Source organism: Pseudomonas sp. 1 R 17 (assembly GCF_900067035.1).
GTDB classification, from domain to species: Bacteria; Pseudomonadota; Gammaproteobacteria; order Pseudomonadales; family Pseudomonadaceae; genus Aquipseudomonas; species Aquipseudomonas marginalis.
The window spans coordinates 57,907-79,750 of record NZ_FKLB01000069.1 but is presented as its reverse complement, the minus strand read 5'-3'; the positions used below and the strand labels follow the sequence as shown (position 1 = coordinate 79,750).

Annotated in this window: 33 protein-coding genes and 1 pseudogene; 24 read left to right on the top strand and 10 right to left on the bottom strand. The window is 58.8% G+C overall.

The genetic code is table 11. The annotated features are described in order from the left end of the window. The 9 genes and pseudogenes from BFP99_RS29335 to BFP99_RS29295 all read right to left on the bottom strand — a co-directional run. Positions 1-553, bottom strand: a pseudogene (locus BFP99_RS29335) (reverse transcriptase); the annotation flags it as partial. A 212-nt stretch (positions 554-765) separates the two neighbouring features. Then, a complete protein-coding gene (locus BFP99_RS29330) occupies positions 766-1,119 on the bottom strand; it encodes a four helix bundle protein (protein WP_054917220.1) in 354 nt (117 codons plus the stop codon). A gap of 57 nt (positions 1,120-1,176) precedes the next feature. Beyond that, positions 1,177-1,764: a DUF1566 domain-containing protein gene (locus tag BFP99_RS29325; RefSeq protein ID WP_065948839.1), complete on the bottom strand. Its 588-nt coding sequence runs from the start codon at positions 1,762-1,764 to the stop codon at positions 1,177-1,179. A 119-nt stretch (positions 1,765-1,883) separates the two neighbouring features. Continuing rightward, the gene (locus BFP99_RS29320) at positions 1,884-2,360 is read right to left on the bottom strand and encodes a hypothetical protein (protein WP_065948838.1); all 477 of its coding nucleotides are present in this window, start codon (positions 2,358-2,360) and stop codon (positions 1,884-1,886) included. Between the two features lie 57 nt (positions 2,361-2,417). Beyond that, positions 2,418-2,729 carry a hypothetical protein gene (locus BFP99_RS29315; RefSeq protein WP_065948837.1) on the bottom strand — a complete coding sequence of 104 codons (312 nt, stop codon included), beginning with the start codon at positions 2,727-2,729 and terminating at the stop codon, positions 2,418-2,420. Positions 2,730-2,810: 81 nt separating this feature from the next. Continuing rightward, positions 2,811-3,086 (bottom strand): hypothetical protein, encoded by a 276-nt coding sequence (locus BFP99_RS29310; protein WP_256098249.1) that lies wholly within the window; start codon positions 3,084-3,086, stop codon positions 2,811-2,813. A gap of 35 nt (positions 3,087-3,121) precedes the next feature. Further along, positions 3,122-3,394 (bottom strand): hypothetical protein, encoded by a 273-nt coding sequence (locus BFP99_RS29305; RefSeq protein WP_065948835.1) that lies wholly within the window; start codon positions 3,392-3,394, stop codon positions 3,122-3,124. 331 nt (positions 3,395-3,725) lie between these two features. Further along, positions 3,726-3,938, bottom strand: coding sequence for a hypothetical protein (locus BFP99_RS32535; RefSeq protein ID WP_083221276.1), 213 nt, complete (start codon positions 3,936-3,938; stop codon positions 3,726-3,728). A gap of 165 nt (positions 3,939-4,103) precedes the next feature. Further along, the gene (locus BFP99_RS29295; protein ID WP_065948833.1) at positions 4,104-4,538 is read right to left on the bottom strand and encodes a tellurite resistance TerB family protein; all 435 of its coding nucleotides are present in this window, start codon (positions 4,536-4,538) and stop codon (positions 4,104-4,106) included. A gap of 729 nt (positions 4,539-5,267) precedes the next feature. On the opposite strand from BFP99_RS29295, the gene BFP99_RS29290 reads away from it, so the two are divergent. Beyond that, complete coding sequence (locus tag BFP99_RS29290) at positions 5,268-5,588, top strand: DUF1654 domain-containing protein (protein ID WP_065948832.1); 321 nt, start codon at positions 5,268-5,270, stop codon at positions 5,586-5,588. 49 nt (positions 5,589-5,637) lie between these two features. Here BFP99_RS29290 and BFP99_RS29285 read toward each other — a convergent pair whose 3' ends face one another. Next, positions 5,638-6,468, bottom strand: a complete 831-nt coding sequence (locus BFP99_RS29285; RefSeq protein ID WP_065948831.1) for a S24 family peptidase — start codon at positions 6,466-6,468, stop codon at positions 5,638-5,640. A gap of 88 nt (positions 6,469-6,556) precedes the next feature. On the opposite strand from BFP99_RS29285, the gene BFP99_RS29280 reads away from it, so the two are divergent. From BFP99_RS29280 to BFP99_RS29175, 23 genes are all read left to right on the top strand, one after another. Then, positions 6,557-6,766, top strand: a complete 210-nt coding sequence (locus BFP99_RS29280; RefSeq protein WP_065948830.1) for a hypothetical protein — start codon at positions 6,557-6,559, stop codon at positions 6,764-6,766. A gap of 65 nt (positions 6,767-6,831) precedes the next feature. Next, positions 6,832-7,254 (top strand): phage regulatory CII family protein, encoded by a 423-nt coding sequence (locus BFP99_RS29275; protein ID WP_065948829.1) that lies wholly within the window; start codon positions 6,832-6,834, stop codon positions 7,252-7,254. A 70-nt stretch (positions 7,255-7,324) separates the two neighbouring features. After that, positions 7,325-8,068 (top strand): phage antirepressor KilAC domain-containing protein, encoded by a 744-nt coding sequence (locus BFP99_RS29270; protein WP_256098248.1) that lies wholly within the window; start codon positions 7,325-7,327, stop codon positions 8,066-8,068. An 11-nt stretch (positions 8,069-8,079) separates the two neighbouring features. Then, on the top strand, positions 8,080-8,856 hold the full coding sequence (locus BFP99_RS29265; protein WP_065949011.1) for a helix-turn-helix domain-containing protein: 777 nt from the start codon (positions 8,080-8,082) through the stop codon (positions 8,854-8,856). Beyond that, positions 8,853-9,536 (top strand): replication protein P, encoded by a 684-nt coding sequence (locus BFP99_RS29260; protein WP_065948827.1) that lies wholly within the window; start codon positions 8,853-8,855, stop codon positions 9,534-9,536. The genes BFP99_RS29265 and BFP99_RS29260 overlap by 4 nt, the downstream gene beginning before the upstream one ends. Further along, entirely contained in the window at positions 9,533-10,147 is a 615-nt protein-coding gene (locus BFP99_RS33460) for a nuclease domain-containing protein (protein WP_083221275.1), read from the top strand. Before BFP99_RS29260 ends, BFP99_RS33460 begins: the two co-directional genes overlap by 4 nt. Beyond that, complete coding sequence (locus tag BFP99_RS29250) at positions 10,144-11,424, top strand: tyrosine-type recombinase/integrase (RefSeq protein ID WP_065948826.1); 1,281 nt, start codon at positions 10,144-10,146, stop codon at positions 11,422-11,424. The genes BFP99_RS33460 and BFP99_RS29250 overlap by 4 nt, the downstream gene beginning before the upstream one ends. Positions 11,425-11,442: 18 nt before the next feature. Continuing rightward, on the top strand, positions 11,443-11,766 hold the full coding sequence (locus BFP99_RS29245) for a hypothetical protein (protein ID WP_083221274.1): 324 nt from the start codon (positions 11,443-11,445) through the stop codon (positions 11,764-11,766). Between the two features lie 3 nt (positions 11,767-11,769). Beyond that, positions 11,770-12,333: a hypothetical protein gene (locus BFP99_RS29240; protein ID WP_065948825.1), complete on the top strand. Its 564-nt coding sequence runs from the start codon at positions 11,770-11,772 to the stop codon at positions 12,331-12,333. A gap of 227 nt (positions 12,334-12,560) precedes the next feature. After that, complete coding sequence (locus tag BFP99_RS29235) at positions 12,561-12,884, top strand: phage holin, lambda family (RefSeq protein ID WP_033901767.1); 324 nt, start codon at positions 12,561-12,563, stop codon at positions 12,882-12,884. Beyond that, the gene (locus tag BFP99_RS29230; protein WP_065948824.1) at positions 12,881-13,258 is read left to right on the top strand and encodes a hypothetical protein; all 378 of its coding nucleotides are present in this window, start codon (positions 12,881-12,883) and stop codon (positions 13,256-13,258) included. The genes BFP99_RS29235 and BFP99_RS29230 overlap by 4 nt, the downstream gene beginning before the upstream one ends. After that, positions 13,230-13,415 carry a hypothetical protein gene (locus BFP99_RS29225; RefSeq protein ID WP_065948823.1) on the top strand — a complete coding sequence of 62 codons (186 nt, stop codon included), beginning with the start codon at positions 13,230-13,232 and terminating at the stop codon, positions 13,413-13,415. The genes BFP99_RS29230 and BFP99_RS29225 overlap by 29 nt, the downstream gene beginning before the upstream one ends. 6 nt (positions 13,416-13,421) lie before the next feature. Next, a complete protein-coding gene (locus BFP99_RS32530; RefSeq protein WP_083221273.1) occupies positions 13,422-13,823 on the top strand; it encodes an HNH endonuclease in 402 nt (133 codons plus the stop codon). Positions 13,824-13,954: 131 nt separating this feature from the next. Continuing rightward, entirely contained in the window at positions 13,955-14,440 is a 486-nt protein-coding gene (locus BFP99_RS29220; protein WP_065948822.1) for a phage terminase small subunit P27 family, read from the top strand. Continuing rightward, positions 14,440-16,164, top strand: coding sequence for a terminase large subunit (locus tag BFP99_RS29215; protein WP_065948821.1), 1,725 nt, complete (start codon positions 14,440-14,442; stop codon positions 16,162-16,164). The genes BFP99_RS29220 and BFP99_RS29215 overlap by 1 nt, the downstream gene beginning before the upstream one ends. Beyond that, positions 16,164-17,564 carry a phage portal protein gene (locus BFP99_RS29210; RefSeq protein ID WP_065948820.1) on the top strand — a complete coding sequence of 467 codons (1,401 nt, stop codon included), beginning with the start codon at positions 16,164-16,166 and terminating at the stop codon, positions 17,562-17,564. The genes BFP99_RS29215 and BFP99_RS29210 overlap by 1 nt, the downstream gene beginning before the upstream one ends. Before the next feature lie 14 nt (positions 17,565-17,578). Continuing rightward, positions 17,579-18,466, top strand: a complete 888-nt coding sequence (locus tag BFP99_RS29205; protein ID WP_065948819.1) for a head maturation protease, ClpP-related — start codon at positions 17,579-17,581, stop codon at positions 18,464-18,466. After that, positions 18,463-19,674, top strand: coding sequence for a phage major capsid protein (locus BFP99_RS29200; RefSeq protein WP_065948818.1), 1,212 nt, complete (start codon positions 18,463-18,465; stop codon positions 19,672-19,674). Before BFP99_RS29205 ends, BFP99_RS29200 begins: the two co-directional genes overlap by 4 nt. A gap of 41 nt (positions 19,675-19,715) precedes the next feature. Beyond that, positions 19,716-19,973 (top strand): DUF7210 family protein, encoded by a 258-nt coding sequence (locus tag BFP99_RS29195; protein WP_065948817.1) that lies wholly within the window; start codon positions 19,716-19,718, stop codon positions 19,971-19,973. Between the two features lie 2 nt (positions 19,974-19,975). Next, positions 19,976-20,461, top strand: coding sequence for a head-tail connector protein (locus tag BFP99_RS29190; protein ID WP_065948816.1), 486 nt, complete (start codon positions 19,976-19,978; stop codon positions 20,459-20,461). After that, positions 20,462-20,824, top strand: coding sequence for a phage head closure protein (locus BFP99_RS29185; RefSeq protein ID WP_065948815.1), 363 nt, complete (start codon positions 20,462-20,464; stop codon positions 20,822-20,824). Next, positions 20,817-21,338, top strand: a complete 522-nt coding sequence (locus BFP99_RS29180) for a hypothetical protein (RefSeq protein WP_065948814.1) — start codon at positions 20,817-20,819, stop codon at positions 21,336-21,338. Before BFP99_RS29185 ends, BFP99_RS29180 begins: the two co-directional genes overlap by 8 nt. Positions 21,339-21,390: 52 nt before the next feature. Beyond that, on the top strand, positions 21,391-21,786 hold the full coding sequence (locus tag BFP99_RS29175; protein WP_083221272.1) for a hypothetical protein: 396 nt from the start codon (positions 21,391-21,393) through the stop codon (positions 21,784-21,786). Positions 21,787-21,844 lie beyond the last annotated feature (58 nt).

Genomic DNA, 21,844 nt, shown 5'->3' with positions numbered 1-21,844 from the left:
GGGCCAACCACCAGGGCTCGGTGATCCTGGCCTCCAATTGCTTGCGCAGCACCGCCTTGTCGATGGCGACGAAGAAGTTGGCCAGGTCGCACTTCAGATAGAAGATCGGCTTCGACCAGTTTTCGCTGGCGCTGCGGATCTTTGATTCAAGGCGCTTGGCGGCATACAGCGTGCCGCGCCCTGGAATGCATGCGCAACTGTCCGCTATGAAGCTGGCGTAGAAGCGCGGGGCCACATGGTTGTACATGAGGTGGTGGACGACGCGGTCCCGAAAGGCTGCAGCCCAAACTTCTCGGGCTTTCGGCCGGGTGACCACGAAACAAATGGATCGGCCTGGCCGGTAGGTGCCGGCAATCAGGTCGTCGTGCAGTTCCAGCAAGTTGATCTCCATGTCCTTCTCGAACAGCCGCGCACTTGCGGAGTTCCGCTTGTTGCGTCGGCAGTCGTAGTAAGCCTGGACGAGATGCTCGAACTGGAAGGGAGCAACACTTAAATCTGCGGACAGGGCGCGCGAGCCGCTCGTTGTTCTTGTCGTTGTTGTTGAGCCAGCCATCTTCAAAGTCCATGTTGTAGGCGTTGTTGGCGGAGCGCTGCGACCTGTCGAGCTATCTACATCGCCAAACCGAAGGCAGTGCCGATCAGCTTGGAAACTGCGCGAGACCTACGCGGACGCTTTAGACCGGCGGTTTCTATTGTGCGCATGGCGGTGACCCAGAGGTCAGCGGCTCGACCAGATTTGGCGCACAGGCAAGAGGGCCTTAACCCTCAAGCAGCGGGCGCGGTTGCGGACTTCTTCCAGGCATTTGCCTGCCGGCCTACAGAGGCCGTCATCTTCATTGCTTTGGCGTGCTGCCCCTTGCTGATCAACCCTCGATTGGTGAGGGCTCGCAGCAAGTAGTTGAGCATCCAGATGCTTTCCAGCAGCAGGTTGATCTGTGGCAGTTTGTCCCGGGTCATGTTGGCCCGGCCGATCAGCACCAGGACCTGCAAGCATTCATCCCGGATCTTTGCCCCGACAACCTGTTTCAGGTCGCGGGGGATATTGCGCACCAGGTCAAGCGAAAGCCCGAGCAACTCCTCGGCCACCTTGTGGATTTCCAAATCCGTATGCAGTGCCATCCCTGGCCTCCTGAAAAGCAAGGGTGCTATCGCACCCATGAATGAAGAATTGAATGATTAAATAAGCTTTCTGCGGACAGGGCGCGCGAGCCGCTCGACGCTCTTGACGCCGTAGTAGAGCCAGCCATCTTCAAAGTCCATGCCGTAGGCGAGGTTGGCGGAGCGCTGCGAGCTCGTCCAGTGATAAGACTGGGTAAACACTTCCGGTACGGTGATTTCGAGGAAGGACGCCTCACGGCGCGCCATCAGGTAGAAGTCCTTGTGACCGTCGCGCTCGAAGGCTGCGCAGAACTGGGCTGCCGGGTGCGAAGTGTCGACGCCGACTAGGTCGGCAGTATTTGCCTGTCCATCCCATGGGCTGTTGGCGCCGTTCAGCTCATCGCCGTAGCCGCCCCACTCATGCGCTGCCTCGGCATCGCTGCCGGTCGGCACGATCAGGTAGTAGGGTTTGTCGCCGCCTGGGAACAGGCCGCCGTTCACGCCGCCTTCGCCGGGCCAGTACTCGCCGACGGCGGGGATGCCGTTTGCCGTAATGGTCGGCGCGGCGGCGATGGCCAGGGTTGCCAGTTTCAGCACCACCCCTTCGTCCGGGCTGCTGATAGTCAGATCACCACGGGTGTACGTGGTCAGTTCATTGGCGCGCATGAGATGCTCCTGTGAGCGAGATAAGTTGCAGGTAGCCGGCGCTTCCCGACGAGCTTCTGGTCTGAGCGCCGTCCTGGCGCACCCGGGAATCACCTGCGAAAAACGATTGAAGGAATGAATTACTGAATAGGGAGGCTGCGGACAGGGCGCGCGAGCCGCGCGCCGTCCTTGCCGGTGAGGTTGAGCCAGCCAACTTCAAAGGCCATGTAGTAGGCGTCGTGGGCGGAGCGCTGCGAACTCAGCCAGTGCCAGCGGTCCTCGCGGAGCTCCACCAGGCCATCAGCCTTGGCCGCCATCAGCAGTTGGCCCTCCAGGCAAGACGGGATGAAGCCATCCAGCTCCAGGGCTTTGATGGCGATCACGCTACCGGCCTCGGCCATTGCGCGGGTATTCGCCTCGCCGTCGCTGTAGCTGCCCGCACCTTTGATCTCGACGCCGTATTCGCCCCACGGGCCGCTGAGCTCGTCAGGCAGAAGGATCAGGGCGCGTTCAGCGCCGTTGAGCCAGTAGCGGGTGACGAACACACCGCCGGCCAGAGGTTGGCCGCGCTCAGGGAGTTCGGCGGCGAGTACTGCTTGCTGTGCTTGCTTGGTCATGAGGTTACTCCAGGTAAGCGCCGCCCTCCGGTTACCGGATGCAGCGAGTAGGGTGGGTTATGCTGGTTCGATTCCGGTCTTGCTGAATTCTTCAAGCTGTCGCGACTGCTTTTCTGTTATCTCGAAATCAGGTCGCGACATGTTCACGAAGCGGGCCGACACTTCGGCGGGTGCTGCCGCCAGATTGATCAGGAAGGTTGATACCGTTTCCTGCCATTCCTCAAAGTCGTGGCGCTGGCCCAGCACTTGAAGCGCATCATCGAGCGCTTTCGAGACAATCAGCGTTCGTTTCTCGGCGCCGATCCGGTCGAGCAGCGCCTTCTCTTTCGCGCGCTTGTCCCGCTGGATCTGCGCGTTGTCCTTGGCCATGGCCTACCTCTTCGATTTCATGTGCTGGTAAATCAAGCCATGCCTGCCGGCGGCGCTGTCGCACCTGGTTGCTGATGCGCTTCATGGGGTGTCGGCGAACTTGAAGCCGTTCTCCTGGGCAATCAGCGTCACGCGCTTGATGCGCATGCCGAGGTTCTTTGCCGCCACGCTGACTACCACGCCCTTGTCGGCTTCGGCGCGCACGGCCGGTGCCAGCTTGTCGCGCTGGGCCCGCAGGCGTTCGTGGTGGGCATTGGCGGAGATGATCGGCGTCGTCGCACCAACGCCGCTAGGGATCACCTGGATACTCTTGCCCGCCCTGTAGAACGCATCAATCTGGGCATTGAGATCGGCCATAACCGCTTGTCGCGGGTCAGGCATTGGCACGCCGATCATTGCGCACCGACCCGGAGGCGATTGGCCTTCTCTTCGAACTGAAGCGCGATGTCGTATGCGGCCTTGAAGGTTTCGCGGAAAGCGCGAGTCTTGTTGGTGCTCAGATCAATCACCCGATACATGCCGCCGCTCTCGCCGGACACCTGGAAGCGAACCTTCTTGGTGGGCATGACGCGCTCAACACGTTCGAAGAAATCAATTCTGGCTGCGTGGGTTTTGCGAAGAAGCGCACCGAGTTCATCGATGCGCTCTTGAAATGATGGATGCATGGTTGATCCTCGGTGTGGGTTGCGTTTATTCGTCAGCACCCTGACCGACTGGTTGTTGCCGGTGGGCCCAGGGGAGGGTGCTGACGAATAAAGGCGATCCGTAAAAAAGCCCGGTAGGGACCGGGCTTTTCCCTCTTTACGTAACAAGCCAGCGGGGCCATCTGGGCTGCGCTGGTATCTGTGCGTTTACATGGCTGCCAATCCTCCGTTGTTCGCTCACTGGGTTGGCAGTGGCCACCGTTCTCTAGGGTTGCTGCATGCAGGTGTCCAGCGTCTGCTGGGTTGGCGTCCGCATCCCAAAGCCCACTCTTCGAATGGGCAGAGGTGATGCTTATCGCTTTGAGTTCAAGGCCATCGAAAGCAGCCATCCAATCAGGATTAGCAGCATGATCGCCAAGGCAATCGCTAAGCCTCCCCAGAACGGCATGGTCACGTACCACCATGACCAGTCGATGTAACCGGTGAGCTTCAGTCCGACGAACATAACCCCCAGCAGACCCAATATCCCGATGCCGCTGTTGGTGCTAGAGCTCTTTTCTTTCACAGGATTTCCCCTTGCCTGCCAACAGCACCATCAGCAGCAGAGCGACCAGTACCAGGTCGCCAACCATTGATAGGATGCGGCTTGCCGAGTCGACGAAAACAATCCCGCCTGCGAGCCCGTAGGCTGCAAGCGAGCGTGCTTTGTTGCTGAGCCTGCCCAGCATGCTTACAGGTGGTCTTTCAGGTTGAGGCCCAACAGCTTGGCGCTGCGCTCCAGCGCGGTCAGTTCGGCCGGCTCGATCTCGCCGTCAGCCTCGGCCACGGTCAGCATCACGTTGAGCACGGTCAGTGCTTCGGCTGGAGAATGAGCCAGGTCGCCCAGTTCTTTCTCGGCGTTCTGGCGCAGGATGCGAGCCCCCGACTTGAAGTCGGTCTTGGCGCGGTCGATGGTGTTGGACAGCTCCGCGCCGAAGCCCTGCAGCGCCGGGTTGTTGCTGAGGATGGTTTCGATCTTCGACAGCTCGCTGTCTTCGAGCTCGCCGTCGGCGGCCGCAACGTAGATCGAGCCGTAAACCACCGCTTCCATCAGGTCACGGTTTGCCAGCTTGGCGACTGCTGCGCGGGCCTGGCCGGATTTCTTGCCGAACAATTTGCCTAACATGGTGATTCCTCTTTCGCTGGGTTGATTTCCCGTCAGGCCCTTTCGCGAAGGCCTATCGGTGAAATCCCGGTCCCGCTACTGGCGTCAGACCGGGGTTGTTGCGTCATCGGTGTTGGCCAGTTACACGCCGCTGATTGCAGGGCTGGCCGTTCGTCTTCGTGATTGGGCTTCGAGCTTCCTACTCACAGCGTCAAACAGCATCTGTTCGCCGTGGATCAAAGGTCCTTACAACATGCACGCTACAGCTCTGAATGCCCTGATTGAGTGGGGCAGGGTGCATGAGGTCCGGCGGTCCCAGCCGAAGCTATCGGGCCCGCTAATTCGATTCAGTGTCTCTCCCGTCTGCCGCTGGGATTCGCGGGGCGCATTGCTTGCCGGGTCACTCACTCAGTTCTGGCGTTTCACCATCGAGCAGCCGTACAAGGTTTTCCCTGTCGTTGGCAGGCTTTCGGGCCTGTCTGCTCGCCGGTCGCCGGTAGAGGCAATGCGGTCTGTTGTTTGTTGCGCTGGCTGTTAAAGAGCGGTGGTGCTCCGCAGCGAGGTGTGTCACTGCGATGCGCTCAATTTAGAAAACTAAACAGAAGGAGTCAATATTTATTTTAGATAACTTAACTGCGGGATCGAACTACGTCCTCGCCGAGAGTGCGATCTGAGCTATTTACGCTTATGAAAATGGTGGGGTATGATCTGGCCATTGCTGTATAGATATACAGTTAAAGGGAGCGTGAAATGGCCAAGAAGAAAAAGCAGGAAAGCCCTGATCGGGTTGTTATGAGCGGACTTGAAAGCCTCGGCCTACGAGTGTCCTCAATGATCAACCACCCCGTAGCACAGCAACAGCGATGGGTCACGATTCACCGGCTTGATACTGACGGGGACCGAGAGTGGGAGGAGGTTATGAGCCTATTGTCAGAAACAGACGGCATTGAAATGACCTTCAACGACGACGGGACCGTCACCTTAAAGTGGGAAGCATCAACTGATGATGACCCGTCGGTTCAGATACACGATGAGCTTTCCGTTGTGGAAGAAGAGCCCGCGCCTTTCTAGAGGGCGGAAAAAAGCCCACTGCGAAGTGGGCTTTCGTCATTCTGGCTCTTTACGCTTTCCGGGCATTCCAGATCAGAAGAACCTTCGCGTGGATCGTCACATCATCGATGCGCGCGGTCTGGTTTTCGTAGTGCTGGTTGTCTGAAATAAGCCGGTAATGGTCTTCGTCCAGACGCATCATGCGTTTGATGTAAAGCTCCTGATGCCAGGTGACCACATAGATTCCCTCACCGATGAATTCGGTCACTCCGCGGTCCACGATGACCAAATCCTTGTCGTTGATGGTGCCCTCCATGCTCTGGCCCCAGCCGGTGATCATCGCCAGAGCAGAAGTCGACGTATATGTAACTCCCTTTTCGCGCAGTATTTCTTCGCGCACTACCAGGTTGCGGACTGCCTCGTTGTAGTCGGCAGGAACCTGCCCGTGCCCCATCGCACCGCGCACGTCGTATTGAGGTATGAGAATTTCTTCTTTAAGTGGGCGAAGGGCCGCCATGTTGGCGGGGAGATATGACTGGTCTCCCGCGACATCACCGTCCGCCTCTGCCGCAGCGGCGAGAACCATCTCGCGCGCCTTGCTGGATAGATTCCGCCCAGCTTTAGATGCGAGCATGTGAGCCACAAGCTCAGCGCTCGACGATCCTGCTTTAGGGCCATCCAGGGCTGCTGAGTCGCCCGGACTGCCTGTCCCTTCCGAAAGCCAGTCCGGTGAGCACTCCAATGCCTTCGCCAGGGAGAGAAGATTCTTGCCCTTGGCGCCATTGGTCCCGCCGACCCAAAAGCTGACCGTAGCCTTTGATACGCCAGTCAATTTGCTGATGTCAGTAGCGGTGAGGTTCAGCTCCCTCATTCGCTTGGCCACTCGATCTTTGAATTCCATATTTAGGATTCTAAACAGTTCCCTGTTTAGATAACTTGCCTTGTGTTGTTAAGAACTCTAAACTCGGCGAAGACCCTGGAGACGAACCATGACCTACGACGAAGCCCTGAAATATTTCGGCACTGGCCGCGCTATCGGCGACGCCCTTCGCGTGACCGGTAGCCGGGTATCGCAGTGCCGTACGGCGGGAGGCTTTTCCTACCCAATGCAATGCGTGCTCGAAAAAGAGTCAGCAGGCCGACTCGTTGCCCGCCGCGAAGACGATCCGGCTCAGCCGCTTAACGACTCCGCCGCGTAATCGACGAACAAATGATCGCCCGAGCAGAGCAGAGGCGCCACGGAAACAAATTTGAGGTTTTACGAATGGAAGATTTCTTGAGGGCTTGCCACACCACCATCAAGGAAAGTGGGGCAGAAGAGTTGGCTGGGAAGATGTGCCTGGCACACGTGAGCCTGCTGCAGCGATCGAACCCGGACAACGCGGCTCATCACCTGACCATTGAGCATCTGTTCGGCATCCTGCTTCACACCGGCGATATGCGCCCGCTGAAAGCCCTTGCTGACCAGTTCGGTTTTGAGCTGGTCGCAAAAGTGGCGCCGGCGCCGAAAGCCTTGACCGCCTCGCTCATTCACGTGGGCAAAGAAGTTGCGGATTTGACGATCGCCATTCATGAAGCCTTGGACGACAACCACGTCTCCGCCACTGAGAAGTTCGAGATTTTCACTGAGATATCCCACGTGCGGGAAAGCCTTGCTCAGCTTGAAAGCTCTGTGAAGGCCGCCTGAATCGCAGGCATAAAAAAACCGCCTGGCAGGGCGGTCCTTTCAGCAACTTGTAAAGCACTGTGGGGCCATTATGAACATGACAGCTACCCCTGGCAATACCCCTACTGTTGCGACACTTTTTGCCCTTTCTGAAAAGGTGTCGCGACACACGATGTCATCGCGAGAAATCGCGGAACTGGTAGAGGCCCGCCACAACGATGTCATCGCGACAATCGAGCGGCTCTTCAGCAAAGGGCTTTTACGATCAGATCGTAAAAGTCGTCGAGAGTCGACTGGCGGCCGGCCTATCGAGGTCTACGACCTGAGCGAGCGCGATACCCACCTGGTGATCGCCGGCTACAGCGACGAGCACCGAGCTCGTGTTATCGACCGTTGGCAGGATCTGGAGTCGAAGGTTGTCGGGCAACTCCATATCCCCACCAACTTCGCCGACGCCTTGCAGCTCGCCGCCGATGTCGCCAAGCAGAACGCTTCGCTGCAGCAGGTTATCCAGCAGCAGGCTCCAAAGGTTCAAGCCTTTGAGCGTCTCGCGGGCACTCATGGCTCGATCTGCATCACCACGGCCGCCAAGCAGCTTGGTGTTGGCCCCCTGAAACTCTTCAAGTGGCTCAGCGATAACCGCTGGATCTACCGACGTGCTGCGTTCTCTGCCTGGTCTGCCTATCAGCCCCGCCTCACCGCCGGCCTGCTTGAGCACAAGCTGGTCAAGGTAGGGAAGGGCTCCGAGGAAGACCTGAAGGTGGTCGAGCAGGTCATGGTCACCCGAAAAGGCATCACCACACTCGCCGAACAACTCCAAGGAAACTCGCTGTGAGCGTTCAAGCAATGTCCTGGGCGCTCTCTCTGCCCGTGCAAACCCTAAAAGACTCAAGCGCGCGTCACGTTCTGCTGTGCCTCGCCAACTACGCCGGCTCGAACGGTACAGGTGCCTTTCCGTCCGCCTCTACCCTGGCCCAGGACACAGGGCTTTCCGAGCGCACCGTCCGTTACAAGCTCGACGACCTGGAGCAGTCTGGCTTGATCAAGAAGGGCAACCAGGCGATCGCCGCGGTTCACATCGATCGCCATGACCGCCGCCCAGTCGTTTATGACCTTCAAATATTGCGGGGTGCAAATGCTGCACCCCGTACAAAACGGGGTGCAGATGACGCAACGGGGTGCAACCCACAACAGAACGGGGTGCAGCCTGGAACAGAACGGGGTGCAGCAGCTGCACCCAATCCATCACTTAACCATCAAGGAACCGAAGAGCAGCAGCAGCGCGAGCTTGCCGAGTTGATCGCCGAGCAAGATCGTCAAGCTCTGGAGCCGCAGGATGATCGCCAACGCTTCGCCATGTTCGCCGAATTCGTGCCGCCGGAAGACGCGCTGCAAACTCAACTGAAAATCGCCGGACTGCCAGCTGACGCCATGACCGCTGAGCTGCTAGCCGGCTTCAAGGGTTTCTTCGTCGCCAAAACATCCGTTCTGGATACGGCCGCTGGCTGGTGTTTCAAGCTGGCCGGGTGGATCAAGCGAGAGCGCTCGCAGGCCGCGGGCACTGTCGGCACTGATGAAGACTCGGCCGGTGATGACTGGGCGGCGAAGGGGGTGCGACTGTGAACCGATCAAACAAACCTGTTGTGGCGAGCCAGCTGGTAGCGCGGCGTCAATCCGACCCAACCTACCAAGGCCCTGATCAATCCCCGGCCGTGGTGGCTGTCGACCCTTCAACCCAGGCAGTAATCGACGATCTGTTCCTGCGGCTGAGAGGGGCGTGCGGCGCCTGGCGTCAGTCCTGGCCGACCGAGGCTGTAATGAACGCCTCAAAGCTCGAATGGCTGGGCGAATTCATGCGCTCCGGCATTACTCGGATGGAGCAGATCGATCACGGGATGCGCGTGGTAAGCGCAAGCAAGTCGGCGTTCGTGCCAGCCCCCGGGGTCTTCGTCAGCTGGTGCTTCGCCCCTGAGGGCTTAGGATTGCCGAGCGTTGAGTCTGCTTACGCCCAAGCCCTTCGAAACTGCCACCCAGCCATGCGCGGGTGCGAAAAGTGGTATCACCCGGCCGTTTATCACGCCACTGCCGCTGCGGGCTTTCACAGCCTGTCGCTGCTGTCTCGTGAGCTTGGGATGGCGAGCTTCGAGAAGCAGTACCTGAACCAGTGCCGTCGCATTTGGCAGGGCGAGCAGCTGGAGCCCGTGCCTTTGGCGGAATTGGCTGTTGAACCGAAGATAACGCCGGAGGTGGGGCAGAAGGCCTTGGCCGAACTTCGTGCCAAGCGCGCAGGAGGTGCCCGATGAGCAGGCTCACGAATGCCGCCCGCGATCGCGACTGCCAGGTCCGGTTTCCAGGCTGCTCCTGCGAGCCATCCACCACCGTGCTGGCTCACTACCGTTTAGCCGGAACCTGTGGCATGGGCATGAAGCCAAACGACTTCCAGGCGGCCTGGGCCTGTGGCTACTGCCATGACATCGCCGACGGCCGTCTGCGTGCGCCCGGGGAACTGACCAAATACGAGATCCGCCTATTCCTCGCCGAGGGTGTAATGCGCACCCAGGACATCCTGATCAAGGAAATCAGCCTGCGCTATCCAGCTGCCGCCAAGCTTATCTACCACGTCCCGAACGGTGGGCCCCGGCACAAGCTGGTGGCGATCAAGCTGAAAGAACAGGGGGTGAAGGCCGGCGTTCCTGACCTGGTGCTGCCCATGGTCCGCGGCGGTTACTTCGGGCTGTACATCGAGTTCAAGGCGACCGCGCCGCATGACGCCGCCGTTTCCCCGGCCCAGGACGCTTACCTGCAGGCGCTGACCGATCAGGGTTACCTGGCCATCGTCTGCCGTGGGCACTTCGACGCCATTGAGGCAATCAGGGCCTACCTTCTTCAACCTCAAACCAAGGCCGCCGCATGACCCAGACAGTGACCACTTCATTCACCGATGCGGAGATCCGTCGCCAGGCCGGCAATACCGGCGTGCGCGACCTGCGAGATGCTCGATACCCGGGCGTGTACTTCCGCTTCCATCGAAACCGCGATCGCGGTACGTGGCACCTGGTGGTGGGCAAGAAGTGGGAGAAGATCGCCGGCTTCCCTGAACTGCCGGTGAAAGGACTGATCAATGCGCTACCGAAGATCCGTGAGCGCCTGGCCGCCGATCCCAAAGCATCAGCCGCGGCTGGCACCCTGCAGACCGTTGGCCAGCTGCTTGACTGGTTCACTGCCCGCCAGTCCGTTGACCGCAGCTTGTCTTCCAAGCGGCGCTCTACCAACACCTCGATCATCTCCTGCCACCTGAAGCCGCGGCTTGCCGATATCGCCGTGGAAGACGTCGACCGTTCCACCCTCGACAAGCTGGTGATGTGGCCGATGCAGGCTGAAATGTCGCTGTCCTACGTCCGGTTGATGTGGGGCGTGCTGGTGGTTGCGTTCCGCCAGGCCGAGAAGCTGCGCCTGATCACCACCAACCCCATCGCTGGGTTCAAGTTCACCGACTTCACCAAAGCCCGCATCCAGCCGAAGCCGTCTCGTCTGCGCGCCGTACAGCTCGAGGAAGTGATTGGCGAACTGGCCGCCGGCTTCGACCAGCACCCACAGGACTGCATGCTGGCCCTGATGATGCTGTGCCACGGCACCCGCGCCGGCGAGACCAGGCAAGCGCAGTGGTCCCACTTCACCCTGGGTGAGCAGGGCGAGTGGTTCATTCCCACCGAGAACACCAAGACCCGCTGCGAGCATCACTTGCCGCTGACTCACCAGGTGTGCGCGCTGCTGGAGCGGTACCGGGGCTGGCAGTCGGCCAAGGGCTACAAGGGCACCTACGTGTTCCCATCTCGCGGCCGTGGCCCGATCAGTGACAGCCAGGCCTGCGCTGTGTTCACGCGCCTAGGTAAGGGCGAGTGGACAAGCCACGACCTGCGCAAGGTTGCCCGCACCGGGTGGACTGATCTGGGCGTCGACTTCCTCATTGGCGAGATGCTGGTGAACCACACCATGACCCGCAACGTGCAGACCTATATCCACACCTCGGCCGAACTGCTCAAGCGAGAGGCCCTGAACAAGTGGCACGGCTGGTTAGACGGGAAGGGTTTCAACCTGATTCACCGCTCGACCATGACTAGAAACGGAAATTCGCACAATGACGCCGAGGCCTTGAATGGCGCGGCCTCTAGCCAAATCCAGAAACCATAAAAGGCGAGGTTTAAAAACGTGAAAAAGAGCCACGGACCGAGCCTCAAGGCCACGCCAACACCGTTGAAATGGTGCCTGATCTGCAAAGGCAAGGCGGTTACAAAGGGCGTTTTCCATGAGCTGCCCTGCACTGAATGCCACGCCTCTGGCTGGGTGTCAGCGGAGACGGGCGAGGCTTTACCAGTGGAGATACTGGTGACCCAGCTTGGGCTCATGCTGAACATCTATCAGCAACGGATCATCGCTTTTGGCAATCGACTTAATCAGCAGCCAGGCGAACAGCAGCAGTACAACGAAAACAACCGCCGCGGCGCCGGCGGCACCAACTTCACAGGGGATTGAGCCATGGCTATGTACAGAGACGTGATGGGTACCCTGGTTCGGGTGCTGGCAGCTGACAATATCGACAACAGCACCAAGCAGTCCTGGCAGAAGCTGATCGACGCCGACCTTCGTCAGGGCGGGACCGGCAGCACGTTGTCCGTGCGTGACAAGTTCGATTACGACTGCTGCCTCTATGCGCTGCTGCACCGGCAGCTTGAGCCGGCTCAGTGGGATGTGTTGGTGGCTAAGTATTCGACGCACAAGGGCAACAAGGTGAATGCTATTGGCCGCTTGGTGGCTCGGATGGTTTCTCCGGCGCCGCATCTGTTCATCTATAAGGCGCTGACGGCCTGGGCCATACCGAAGCTGAAGGGCGTTCAGGTCGGTAAGCGCTCCACCGACATGATCGTTCTTCCTGCTGAGTTCTACGACATGAACACTTGGGACTTGGAGGGATCCCCGGAGCGCACGCGCCGTAACTGGCGAGGCGGAATCCACAAGCGTTTGGAGAAACTCGAAGAGCAGGCCGTGATCCACGCGACCGAGATATTCGACAACGAGCAAATCTTTGTAGATGCCGCTTGACCAGTTGGCCGACTGGCCGTAAATTAGCCCCATCATGTCGATCTTGCGCGTTATGAGAGACGACGAATAAAGCCCAGCCCCTTGCTGGGCTTTTTGCTTTCTGAACTTTACTGAGCCTCGGCATTCGCCGGGGCTTTTTCGTTTTCGGCTCCACCACACCCGTTGCTATGGCCGGGAGTGCTGATGGGGCCGGATTTATCAATCTCCCCGAGAGGGAGGAAATCCGGATGCCACCCATGCCAGACAAGCCAGACACGTGGGCCCAAATCTGGCTGGCCCTCTCGAACCCGCTATGGCAGGGCGCAATCATGGCCGTCACGATTACTCTTCTTCGCGTCCTGTACGAAGCCAAGGAGCCAAACAAGTGGCGGATCATCTTGGAGGCGCTCATTTGTGGCGCGCTCAGCCTGTCTGCCAGCAGCATTATTGAGTGGATGACCTGGCCGCCGAGCTTGTCAGTGGCTGCGGGTGGTGCCATTGGCTTCATCGGTGTGACTGCGATCAGGGACATGATCATCCGCTTCCTGGGCAAGAAGGTGGACTCGGCATGAAGGCGTTCGCGGCGGCAATCATCATCGCGCTGGTTGGCCTTCTATTGGTCGGCATTCAGCAGCTGCGGGTCGAGGATCTTCGCGAAGAGAAACGCGTTGAGACCCAGGCAAAGGACGATGCCGTCGAGGCCAATAAAGAGAGCCAGGCCACTATCACCACGCTGCGCGCAGAAGCAAAGCGCAATGCCGAATACCAGGCCGACCTGGCAAAGCGCCTCAAGGCCAGCCAGGACAAAGCGAAAAAGGCGGAGAAGAACTTTGAAGACCTCAAGCGCAACAGCAAGCCTGTTCGTGATTGGGCTGCTCAGCCTCTGCCTGACGGGCTGCGCGGTAAAGCCGGCGGTAGTGACAAAGACCCAGGCCGTAAGAATTGAAGCCCCTGAACTGATCCCGTGCGAACGGGTTGATGAGGATGCCGCCGACCTTCGCCTGAATGGCGATGTGTGGGAGCTGAAGGACAGGGCAATCAACCTGCTCGACACGTGTGCCGACCAGGTAGACGCCCAGATCAAACGCAGCCAGAGCAAGTGATCACTGATGCCATTAAGACCACAGAAGCCTTGCAGTGCTCAGGGGTGCAGGGCGCTGACCCGCAACCCTCGCTATTGCGACGAGCATGCCGAACTCGCGAAGGCAGCGACTGCCAAGCTGGCTGACAAGAAGCGCGAGAGCAGTAGCCAGCGAGGTTATGGCTACAAGTGGCAGCAGGCAAGCAAGGGGTTCTTGGCACGCCATCCGTTGTGCGCTGAGCATGATCGACGTGGTGAGGTGGTAGCGGCCACCGAGGTTGACCACATCACCCCGCACAAAGGCGACATGGTGATTTTCTGGGATCGAACCAACTGGCAGTCCCTGTGCCACAGCTGTCACAGCACCAAAACAGCGTCAGAAGACGGTGGTTGGGGCAACCCAAGCAGAAAATCGGGCAAAACGCAGTGAAAATGGCAGAAATGAGAGCGATTCTCACTAAAGGGGTGGGGGAGGGTCAAAAGTCCAGAGCTTTTGCCTTCTAGACCGTCCGCCCAATCGTTTTCTTACACCCGCGAAATTAAAAATTCAGGAGTTGCGCGATGGGAGGCACCGCCACGGTCGCCGGCCGTGGTCGCAAACCCAAGCCGACGGCCAAGAAAGCACTGGCCGGAAATCCCGGCAAGCGCGCGCTGAACAAGGACGAGCCGCAGTTCTCGAAGATCACCAACGTCGATCCGCCTGAATGGCTGAGCGATCGCGCCGCCACCATGTGGAAGATGATTGTTCCGGAGTTGCTCCGCGAAAACGTGGTTGCCCTCACCGACTTGCACAACGTCGAGGCTTTCTGTGTGGCCTACGACAACTGGCGCATGGCTCAGGAATCTATCCAGCAGAACGGCATTGTGGTCGAGGGTGCCACTGGCGGCCCGATGAAAAATCCGGCGCTGACCGCTGCCAACGAAACTATGCGCCAGATGGTCACCTTCGGATCGATGCTCGGCCTCGATCCGTCCAGCCGGACCAGGCTGATAGGCGGCAACAAGGAGAAAGAAACCAACGAATTTGCCAGCCTACTGAGATCTTGATGAACAAACCTGCCCACCCAAACGTCGACAAGGCGATGGCGTGGGGAAGGTCTGTGCTTCGAGGGAAGATTCCGGCATGCCGGTACGTCCACCAAGCTATCCAGCGGCACTTCGACGACGTGGCATCGAGCCGCAAGCGCGGGTATCGCTATAAGTTCGATCCAGCGAAGGCCGAGAAAAAGCTCAAGCTGATGCAGTTGCTGCCGCACACCAAAGGCGAATGGGCGTTCAAGCGTCAGTTGATAACCCTTGAGGGGTGGCAGCTGTTTGGCCTTGCCGTAACTTTCGGCTGGGTCAAGAAGAAGGGCGGGCACCGGCGCTTTCGTGAGAGCTACTGGGAAGTAGCGCGAAAAAATGGCAAGTCTGTCGTGGCTGGCGGCGTGGGGATCAGCATGTTCGTCGCAGATGGCGAGTACGGCGCCGAGGTGTATGCCGGGGCTACCACTGAGAAGCAGGCGTGGGAAGTGTTCCGCCCGGCAAAGCTGATGGTCAGCAAGTCGCCGATGCTTGTGCAGGCCGCCGGCATCGAGGTGAATGCCTCCAACATGAACATCCCGTCCGACTTCAGCCGCTTCGAGCCTCTGATCGGCAACCCGGGCGACGGTGCATCACCCAGCTGCGCCATCATCGACGAATACCACGAACACCCCACGTCGGCTCAGTACGACACCATGCTCACCGGCATGGGCGCCCGCCGGCAGCCGCTGATGTTCATCATCACCACTGCCGGTGCCGATATTGAAGGCCCGTGCTATGACAAGCGCCGCCAGGTCATCGAGATGCTCGAGGGCACGGTGCCAGACGAAGAACTGTTCGGTTGGATATGGACGCTCGACGACGGCGATGACTGGACCGATCCGAAGATGCTGGCTAAGGCCAACCCGAATCACGGGGTTTCGGTGTTCCAGGAGTACCTGGAAAGCCAGCAGGCTCGGGCGATTCGCTCCGCACGGTTCACCAACACCTTTAAAACAAAGCACCTGAACCTCTGGGTTAGCGCAAAATCCGGCTTCTTCAACATGGAAGACTGGAAATCATGCGAGGACACCACACTGACCTTGGAGCAATTCGAAGGGCATGAATGGATTGCAGGCTTCGACCTGGCGCGCAAGCTGGACATGAACTCCAGAGCGCGCCTGTTCTGGCGGGTGATCGATGGAAAAACGCACTACTACAGTGTCGCGCCGAAGTTCTGGGTGCCCTATGACACCGCTTACGATAGTGACAACAAGCGAATGTCCGAACGGTTCCAAGCCTGGATCAACTCCAAACATCTGGAGGTAACCGACGGTGCCGAGATCGATTACCGCGAGATCCTCGAAGACACCAAGGAAGCCAACCACCAGGCACCAGTGCGCGAGTGCCCGATTGACCCCCACGGCGCAACCGGCCTCAGTCACGACCTCGATGACGAAGGCTTCAACCCGATCACGATCACCCAGAACTACACCAACATGTCGGATCCGATGAAGGAGCTCGAGGCGGCCGTCACTGCCGGCCGGTTCCATCACGACGGCAACCCAATCATGACCTGGTGCATCGCCAACGTGATCGGGAAGAACCTGCCCGGCAACGACGACGTCGTGCGACCAATCAAGCAGGGCGATGACAACAAGATAGACGGCGCCGTTGCGCTGATCATGGCCATAGGTCGGGTGCTGGCCAATGCGGGCGAGCCCGATACGAGTGGCTTCTACGAAAATCCAATTATGGTAGGCATTTAATGGCGCGCGAAAAAAAGCCTGGCCGGGTAAAGGCCGCCCTGCTGGATTGGCTTGGCGTGCCAGTTGGTATAAAGGATGGGGCTTTCTGGCAAGAGTGGTTCGGCAGTTCTGTATCTGGCCAGCACGTGTCCGTCGACAAAGCGATGCAGCTGTCTACGGTATGGGCGTGTGTGAGGCTTTTGTCTGAATCAGTCTCGACTCTGCCTCTTAAACTGTATCGGCGCTTACCTGATGGGTCTCGAAAGTCAGCGACTGATCACCCGCTGTACCGAGTTCTATGCCGAGTTCCTAACGCTGAGATGACCCCGCAGCGCTTCATGCTATTGGTTGTAGCGAGCATCTGTTTGCGCGGTAACGCCTTCGTTGAGAAGAAGATGGTTGGCAGCCGAATCGTCGCACTTGTTCCTCTGCTACCACAGTACATGCGGGTCAAGAGACAAGAAAATGGTCGTCTCAAATACACCTATAACGAAAGCGGCGTTGAGCGCGACATCCCTGAAAAAAACCTGATGCACATTCGCGGCTTCGGCTTGGACGGAGTTTGCGGAATGTTGCCGGTTACAACCGGTAAGGAAATATTCGGCTCCGCTATGGCCGTTGAGGAAGCTGCAGCGAAGGTATTCGCTCAAGGCATGCAGGCTTCCGGAATTCTCAGCAGCGACACAGCGCTGAAACCAGAGCAGCGCGAGCAGCTTAGGGCCAGTCTTGGCGCATTCATGGGTTCCAAAAATGCCGGCAAGATTATGGTTGCCGAGGCTGGTTTAAAGTACCAGGGCATCACCATGAACCCCGAAGCGGCGCAAATGCTGGAGTCTCGATCCTTCAATATTGAGGAAATGTGCCGGTGGTTCCGGGTGCCGCCCTTCATGGTCGGTCACATGGATAAGCAATCCAGCTGGGCCAGTTCGGTGGAAGCGCAGAACCTACACTTCCTGACCAACAGTTTGCGCCCGCTGCTGGTTAACATTGAGCAGGAGATCACCCGATGCCTGATCGGTGAGGCTGACGCGGACGAGTTCTTCGCTGAGTTCGCTGTTGAAGGCCTGCTGCGCGCTGACAGCGCCGGTCGCGGCGCATGGTACAACACAGCCCTGCAAAACGGCTGGATGTGCCGCAATGAGGTGCGGCGCCTGGAAAACATGGCCCCAATCCCGGGCGGCGATACGTTCACTGTTCAGTCCGCTCTTGTGCCACTTGATCAGCTCGGCAAACAGTCTGCGGGCATGTCGCCGGCGGCCACAGCCTTCATGTTGCGCATCACTGCCGCAAATCAGAGCGGGGACAAGGAGGCAATCAAGGAAGCCTTCGATCTGGCGACCAAGGCGCTTGATGCCGGAAACCCCGATGGGCCAATGATGGCCCACGCACTGATATCTCTACCTCGGCTTCTCGCCGCTTGATCTTGGAGTAACCAATGACCCTAAAGACCATTCCGGCGGCGCCGGAGGCTCGGCCGCGCGCGCAGGTTCACTGCGACCTGACGCCGAAGGCCTTGGAACGGTGGAATCCATCGATAAAGGCGGCAAGCACGGACGACAACTCCATCACGATTTACGACCCAATTGGTTTTGATTGGTGGACGGGCGAGGGCGTAACCGCAAAGCGGATCAGTGCGGCGCTGCGATCTATCGGTGACAGCGATGTAACCGTGAAGATAAACAGCCCAGGCGGCGACGTGTTTGAAGGCTTGGCCATCTACAACCTGCTGCGCGAGCACAAGGGGAAGGTAACGGTGCAGATCCTAGGCCTAGCTGCCTCGGCAGCGTCGTTCATTGCCATGGCGGCGGATGAGATTCAGATCGCGCGCGCTGGGTTCCTGATGATTCACAACAGCTGGACCATGGCCGCCGGTGACCGTAACGACATTCGAGAGGTCGCCGACTTTCTCGAGCAGATCGACGTAACGCTCGCTGATATCTATGCCGTCCGCACCGGTGATCCTATTGAAGCCATGCGCAAGCTCATGGATGTCGAGACCTGGATGGGCGGCGCTGCTGCAATCGATGCAGGGTTTGCAGACAGTCTTCTGTCATCTGACGCCGCTGTCGAGGATGCAAGCGCATCAGCGCCTCACCAGGTCGCTGCCCGCCGGATGGACCTAATCCTGGCAAAACAGGGCATGCCGCGCTCCGAGCGCCGCGCCCTAATTCAAGAACTCAAGGCTGGTACGCCTGGCGCTACCACCTCCGGCAAGCAGAACGCTGCCGCAGCCCCGGCCAACCTGGCCGACCCCATTGCCGAACTACAGGCCGCGCTTTCGCGGTTCTCGGCAGCAGCTATTCAAACCGGAGAAAAACCATGAGCGACACTACTGCCGAGCTGTTGAAGAACGTCTCCAACGAGCTCAAGAAGGCCACTGACGAATTCAGCAAACAGGCTGAAAACGCGCTTTCGGAGGCCAAGAAAGCTGGCTCGCTTTCTACCGAAACCAAGGCCGCTGTCGATGAGATGGCCCTGAAGTTCAACAGCCTGACCGAAGCTGAGAAACAGCTCAAGGCCCAGCTCGGCGAACTGGAGCAGGAGTTCGCCCGAATTCCTACCCAGGCCGCAGCCGCTCAACGCGAAACCCTCGGCGGCACCGTCATCAAAAGCGAAGCTCTGGCCGAGTTCGCAAAGAGCATTCAAGGCAACCGCCGCGTAAGCGTGCCGGTACACGCCGCTTTGCTCAGCACTGGTGTTGCTGAAGGCGTAGTAGAGCCACAGCGCCTGCCAGGTATCGACGTGATGCCGAAGCAGCGACTGTTCATCCGTGATCTGATCGCACCGGGGCGTACCACTTCCCCGGCGATCTTCTGGGTGCAACAGACCGGCTTTACCAACGCCGCACGCGTTGTCGCTGAAAACACCCAGAAACCGTACAGCGACATCCAGTTCAACACCAAGATCACGCCGGTTACCACCATTGCGCACATGTTCAAGGCGTCGAAGCAAATCCTGGATGACTTCGCCCAGCTGCAATCGACCATCGATGCAGAAATGCGCTACGGCCTGAAATACGCCGAAGAGTCGGAGATCTTGTTCGGCGATGGCACTGGTGTGCACCTGCACGGGATCGTTCCGCAGGCCGAAGCTTATTCGGCCGCATTCGAGCCTGACGCGATGACTCAGATCGACCAGCTGCGCTTGGCCATGCTCCAGTCGCAACTGGCACGCTTGCCAGCCAGCGGTCACGTACTCCACTTCACCGACTGGGCGAAGATCGAGCTGACCAAGGACACCCTGGGTCGCTACATCATCGGCAACCCGCTGAGCCTCGCTGGTCCCACTCTGTGGGGCTTGCCAGTTGTAGCGACCGAACTGGCAGCGTTCCTGGGCAAGTTCCTGACCGGTGCCTTCCAAACTGGCGCACAGATCTTCGACCGCGAGGACGCCAACGTGGTGATCTCCACCGAAAACGCCGACGACTTCGAGAAGAACATGATCTCGATCCGTTGCGAGGAGCGTCTGGCGCTGGCTGTTAAGCGTCCGGAAGCGTTCATCTACGGCACCTTCGCCACTCCAACTCCTTGATATAGCGGGGCCGCCCAAGCGGCGGCCCTTCGGAGGTCGAAATGAAATTGAAGACCCTCAAGCCGCTTTACCTGGGCGGCAAGACGCTTGTTGAAGGCACTTCGTTCGAGACCGGCGAACAGCATGGTCGTGAACTGTTGCAAAAGGGCTACGCGGCAGTGGATGAAGGCAAGGATGCGGTGGTGGTCGACCTTACCGAAACCGAGTCCGATTCCAAGCCGCTGACTACCACCGGCGCGCCAGCGGCGACCAAGACTGCACCCAAGGAAAAGGCCGCCGATAAGAAAAAGGCTGACTGAGCATGAGCGTGATCGATATTGATTTGGCGATGAAACACCTGCGAGCGGAGTCCGAAGACTCGTTTGACGTTCAGTCGAAACTCGATTCAGCGGAAGATGCAGCCGCGCAATTTCTGAACCGCCGAATCTATGTTGACGATGCTTCGCTTGCAGTCGCGACGGCCACTGTCGTTGGGCTCCGGTCACAATATCGCTTGAACCTCGGCGCGGCGTTACAGGCTGCTGCTCTGATCGAGAATTACGAAGATCGCTGCATGGCGGAGCTGGACGCACGTTCCCAGCATGAAGAGTCATTGCGCGCCGCCGCGATGATTTCGCGCGGGATCGTGCTAAATAAATCAATCACTGCCGCTTGCCTTCTGACTCTGGGGCACTTGTGGGCGAATCGAGAAGATGCGGTGACGGGTATTAACACTTCCTCGGTCATCGAATTACCCCACGGATCCCGCTCTTTGTTGGTTCCATATCGGGTGGCACTGGGGGTCTAGATGGCGTACAGAGAGATTGGTGCGGGCGAGCTAAACAAGCACGTTACACTCCGGCGCCGCGACGACGTGCCGGCCGAAGACATGGGGCTGGACCCCCTGTTCTCTGAAGCCAGCCCGCGTTGGGCGAAGATCGAACCAGTCGGTTCTGCGGTTTACACCGACAGCGCTCAGACGGAAAACAAAATCACGCACCGCATATTCCTGCGCTTTCGAACAGGAATCACGACCGCTTACGAGGTGGTTCACAAGGACACCCTGTATCGCGTGAAACGTGGTTTCGACATGAACGGCCGCGGGCGGTTCGTCGTGCTCGAAGTGGAGGAGCTTGGCCTGTTGAAGCCTGGCGGGGGTATCTATGTCTAACTCGGCCTCGGTTGAGGGTTACCTGCACGTTGAGGGATTCGATAACTTCGAGCGTGACGCCTTCGACAAGAAGGAAATTCGCAAGGGTATGCGCAAGGTCGGCTTGCTTATCACGCAGCGCGCCCAGATGAACCTGGTGTTGGGCAAGGGCCAGGACGGGTACCCTGTGAACCGCACAGGCGCGACCGTCGAGTCGGTGACCTTCAAGGTTTCCCGCGCTGGATTTCTGGTCCGCATATCCCCAACCAAAACATCGGCAATGGAAGAGTTCTATCCGGCCTATCTGCACTATGGCGTAAAGAGGGGTCGCAAGCTTGGGAAGCTCGCGCCTGGCACCGGCAAAGGGAAGTCGAACCGCCGAGCCGCCGGCGTGCGGGCAGCTGCTGTTGCTGAACGTGCCGCGGGTGAATGGCGCATCAAGCCGCGTGACAACTACATGGCCGACGCCCTGCAGGACTCTGCATCGCAAGTCCAATCCATCCTTTCCGCTGCCTTCGCCGCTGCCCTAGGGTGACTCAGATAACCCCCTGGGGTACGCTCATTACTCCAACTACAGGGAGTTACCCATGAAAGCGTTGCTCTGTCTCATCGCTGCCTCCGGTCTGGCACTGTCGGTGAATGCCGCTGCGGCTGATTCTGTGCGCGAAGCGCCGGGCGCTGCGATAGACCGCATCACTCTGATTTACCTCAACCACGACGTTTATCCAAGCGGCTCTGTTGAGTGTGTGCCAAAAGTCATTGGCTCTCGATCTATGATCGGCTGCTGGAACATGACGCTCGGCGGCAGTAGTTCGCCGCATATCTGGATTTATGACTCAGGCGTGTTCAAGTCGGTGAATGGAAGTGCTCGCCAACTTGCTGAGGATAAATTCTCGAATGAGCCTGATATTGCGACGTCGGCACTACCACTGCCCCCGGATATTGATGTTGGGGCGGCCTTGAGCAGTTTCAAAAAGAGCTAGTCGCATCTGTCAAAAGAACCTCGCATCCGCGGGGTTTTTTTATACCTGAGATTTGACC

Bases quoted from the DNA above. Each gene is read 5' to 3' on its own strand.
- BFP99_RS29330 (WP_054917220.1), bottom strand. From the start codon at position 1,119: ATGGCACTGCATACGGATTTGGAAATCCACAAGGTGGCCGAGGAGTTG.
- BFP99_RS29325 (WP_065948839.1), bottom strand. From the start codon at position 1,764: ATGCGCGCCAATGAACTGACCACGTACACCCGTGGTGATCTGACTATC.
- BFP99_RS29320 (WP_065948838.1), bottom strand. From the start codon at position 2,360: ATGACCAAGCAAGCACAGCAAGCAGTACTCGCCGCCGAACTCCCTGAG.
- BFP99_RS29315 (WP_065948837.1), bottom strand. From the start codon at position 2,729: ATGGCCAAGGACAACGCGCAGATCCAGCGGGACAAGCGCGCGAAAGAG.
- BFP99_RS29310 (WP_256098249.1), bottom strand. From the start codon at position 3,086: ATGGCCGATCTCAATGCCCAGATTGATGCGTTCTACAGGGCGGGCAAG.
- BFP99_RS29305 (WP_065948835.1), bottom strand. From the start codon at position 3,394: ATGCATCCATCATTTCAAGAGCGCATCGATGAACTCGGTGCGCTTCTT.
- BFP99_RS29295 (WP_065948833.1), bottom strand. From the start codon at position 4,538: ATGTTAGGCAAATTGTTCGGCAAGAAATCCGGCCAGGCCCGCGCAGCA.
- BFP99_RS29290 (WP_065948832.1), top strand. From the start codon at position 5,268: ATGGCCAAGAAGAAAAAGCAGGAAAGCCCTGATCGGGTTGTTATGAGC.
- BFP99_RS29285 (WP_065948831.1), bottom strand. From the start codon at position 6,468: ATGGAATTCAAAGATCGAGTGGCCAAGCGAATGAGGGAGCTGAACCTC.
- BFP99_RS29280 (WP_065948830.1), top strand. From the start codon at position 6,557: ATGACCTACGACGAAGCCCTGAAATATTTCGGCACTGGCCGCGCTATC.
- BFP99_RS29275 (WP_065948829.1), top strand. From the start codon at position 6,832: ATGGAAGATTTCTTGAGGGCTTGCCACACCACCATCAAGGAAAGTGGG.
- BFP99_RS29270 (WP_256098248.1), top strand. From the start codon at position 7,325: ATGAACATGACAGCTACCCCTGGCAATACCCCTACTGTTGCGACACTT.
- BFP99_RS29265 (WP_065949011.1), top strand. From the start codon at position 8,080: ATGTCCTGGGCGCTCTCTCTGCCCGTGCAAACCCTAAAAGACTCAAGC.
- BFP99_RS33460 (WP_083221275.1), top strand. From the start codon at position 9,533: ATGAGCAGGCTCACGAATGCCGCCCGCGATCGCGACTGCCAGGTCCGG.
- BFP99_RS29250 (WP_065948826.1), top strand. From the start codon at position 10,144: ATGACCCAGACAGTGACCACTTCATTCACCGATGCGGAGATCCGTCGC.
- BFP99_RS29240 (WP_065948825.1), top strand. From the start codon at position 11,770: ATGGCTATGTACAGAGACGTGATGGGTACCCTGGTTCGGGTGCTGGCA.
- BFP99_RS29235 (WP_033901767.1), top strand. From the start codon at position 12,561: ATGCCACCCATGCCAGACAAGCCAGACACGTGGGCCCAAATCTGGCTG.
- BFP99_RS29230 (WP_065948824.1), top strand. From the start codon at position 12,881: ATGAAGGCGTTCGCGGCGGCAATCATCATCGCGCTGGTTGGCCTTCTA.
- BFP99_RS32530 (WP_083221273.1), top strand. From the start codon at position 13,422: ATGCCATTAAGACCACAGAAGCCTTGCAGTGCTCAGGGGTGCAGGGCG.
- BFP99_RS29220 (WP_065948822.1), top strand. From the start codon at position 13,955: ATGGGAGGCACCGCCACGGTCGCCGGCCGTGGTCGCAAACCCAAGCCG.
- BFP99_RS29215 (WP_065948821.1), top strand. From the start codon at position 14,440: ATGAACAAACCTGCCCACCCAAACGTCGACAAGGCGATGGCGTGGGGA.
- BFP99_RS29210 (WP_065948820.1), top strand. From the start codon at position 16,164: ATGGCGCGCGAAAAAAAGCCTGGCCGGGTAAAGGCCGCCCTGCTGGAT.
- BFP99_RS29205 (WP_065948819.1), top strand. From the start codon at position 17,579: ATGACCCTAAAGACCATTCCGGCGGCGCCGGAGGCTCGGCCGCGCGCG.
- BFP99_RS29200 (WP_065948818.1), top strand. From the start codon at position 18,463: ATGAGCGACACTACTGCCGAGCTGTTGAAGAACGTCTCCAACGAGCTC.
- BFP99_RS29195 (WP_065948817.1), top strand. From the start codon at position 19,716: ATGAAATTGAAGACCCTCAAGCCGCTTTACCTGGGCGGCAAGACGCTT.
- BFP99_RS29190 (WP_065948816.1), top strand. From the start codon at position 19,976: ATGAGCGTGATCGATATTGATTTGGCGATGAAACACCTGCGAGCGGAG.
- BFP99_RS29185 (WP_065948815.1), top strand. From the start codon at position 20,462: ATGGCGTACAGAGAGATTGGTGCGGGCGAGCTAAACAAGCACGTTACA.
- BFP99_RS29180 (WP_065948814.1), top strand. From the start codon at position 20,817: ATGTCTAACTCGGCCTCGGTTGAGGGTTACCTGCACGTTGAGGGATTC.
- BFP99_RS29175 (WP_083221272.1), top strand. From the start codon at position 21,391: ATGAAAGCGTTGCTCTGTCTCATCGCTGCCTCCGGTCTGGCACTGTCG.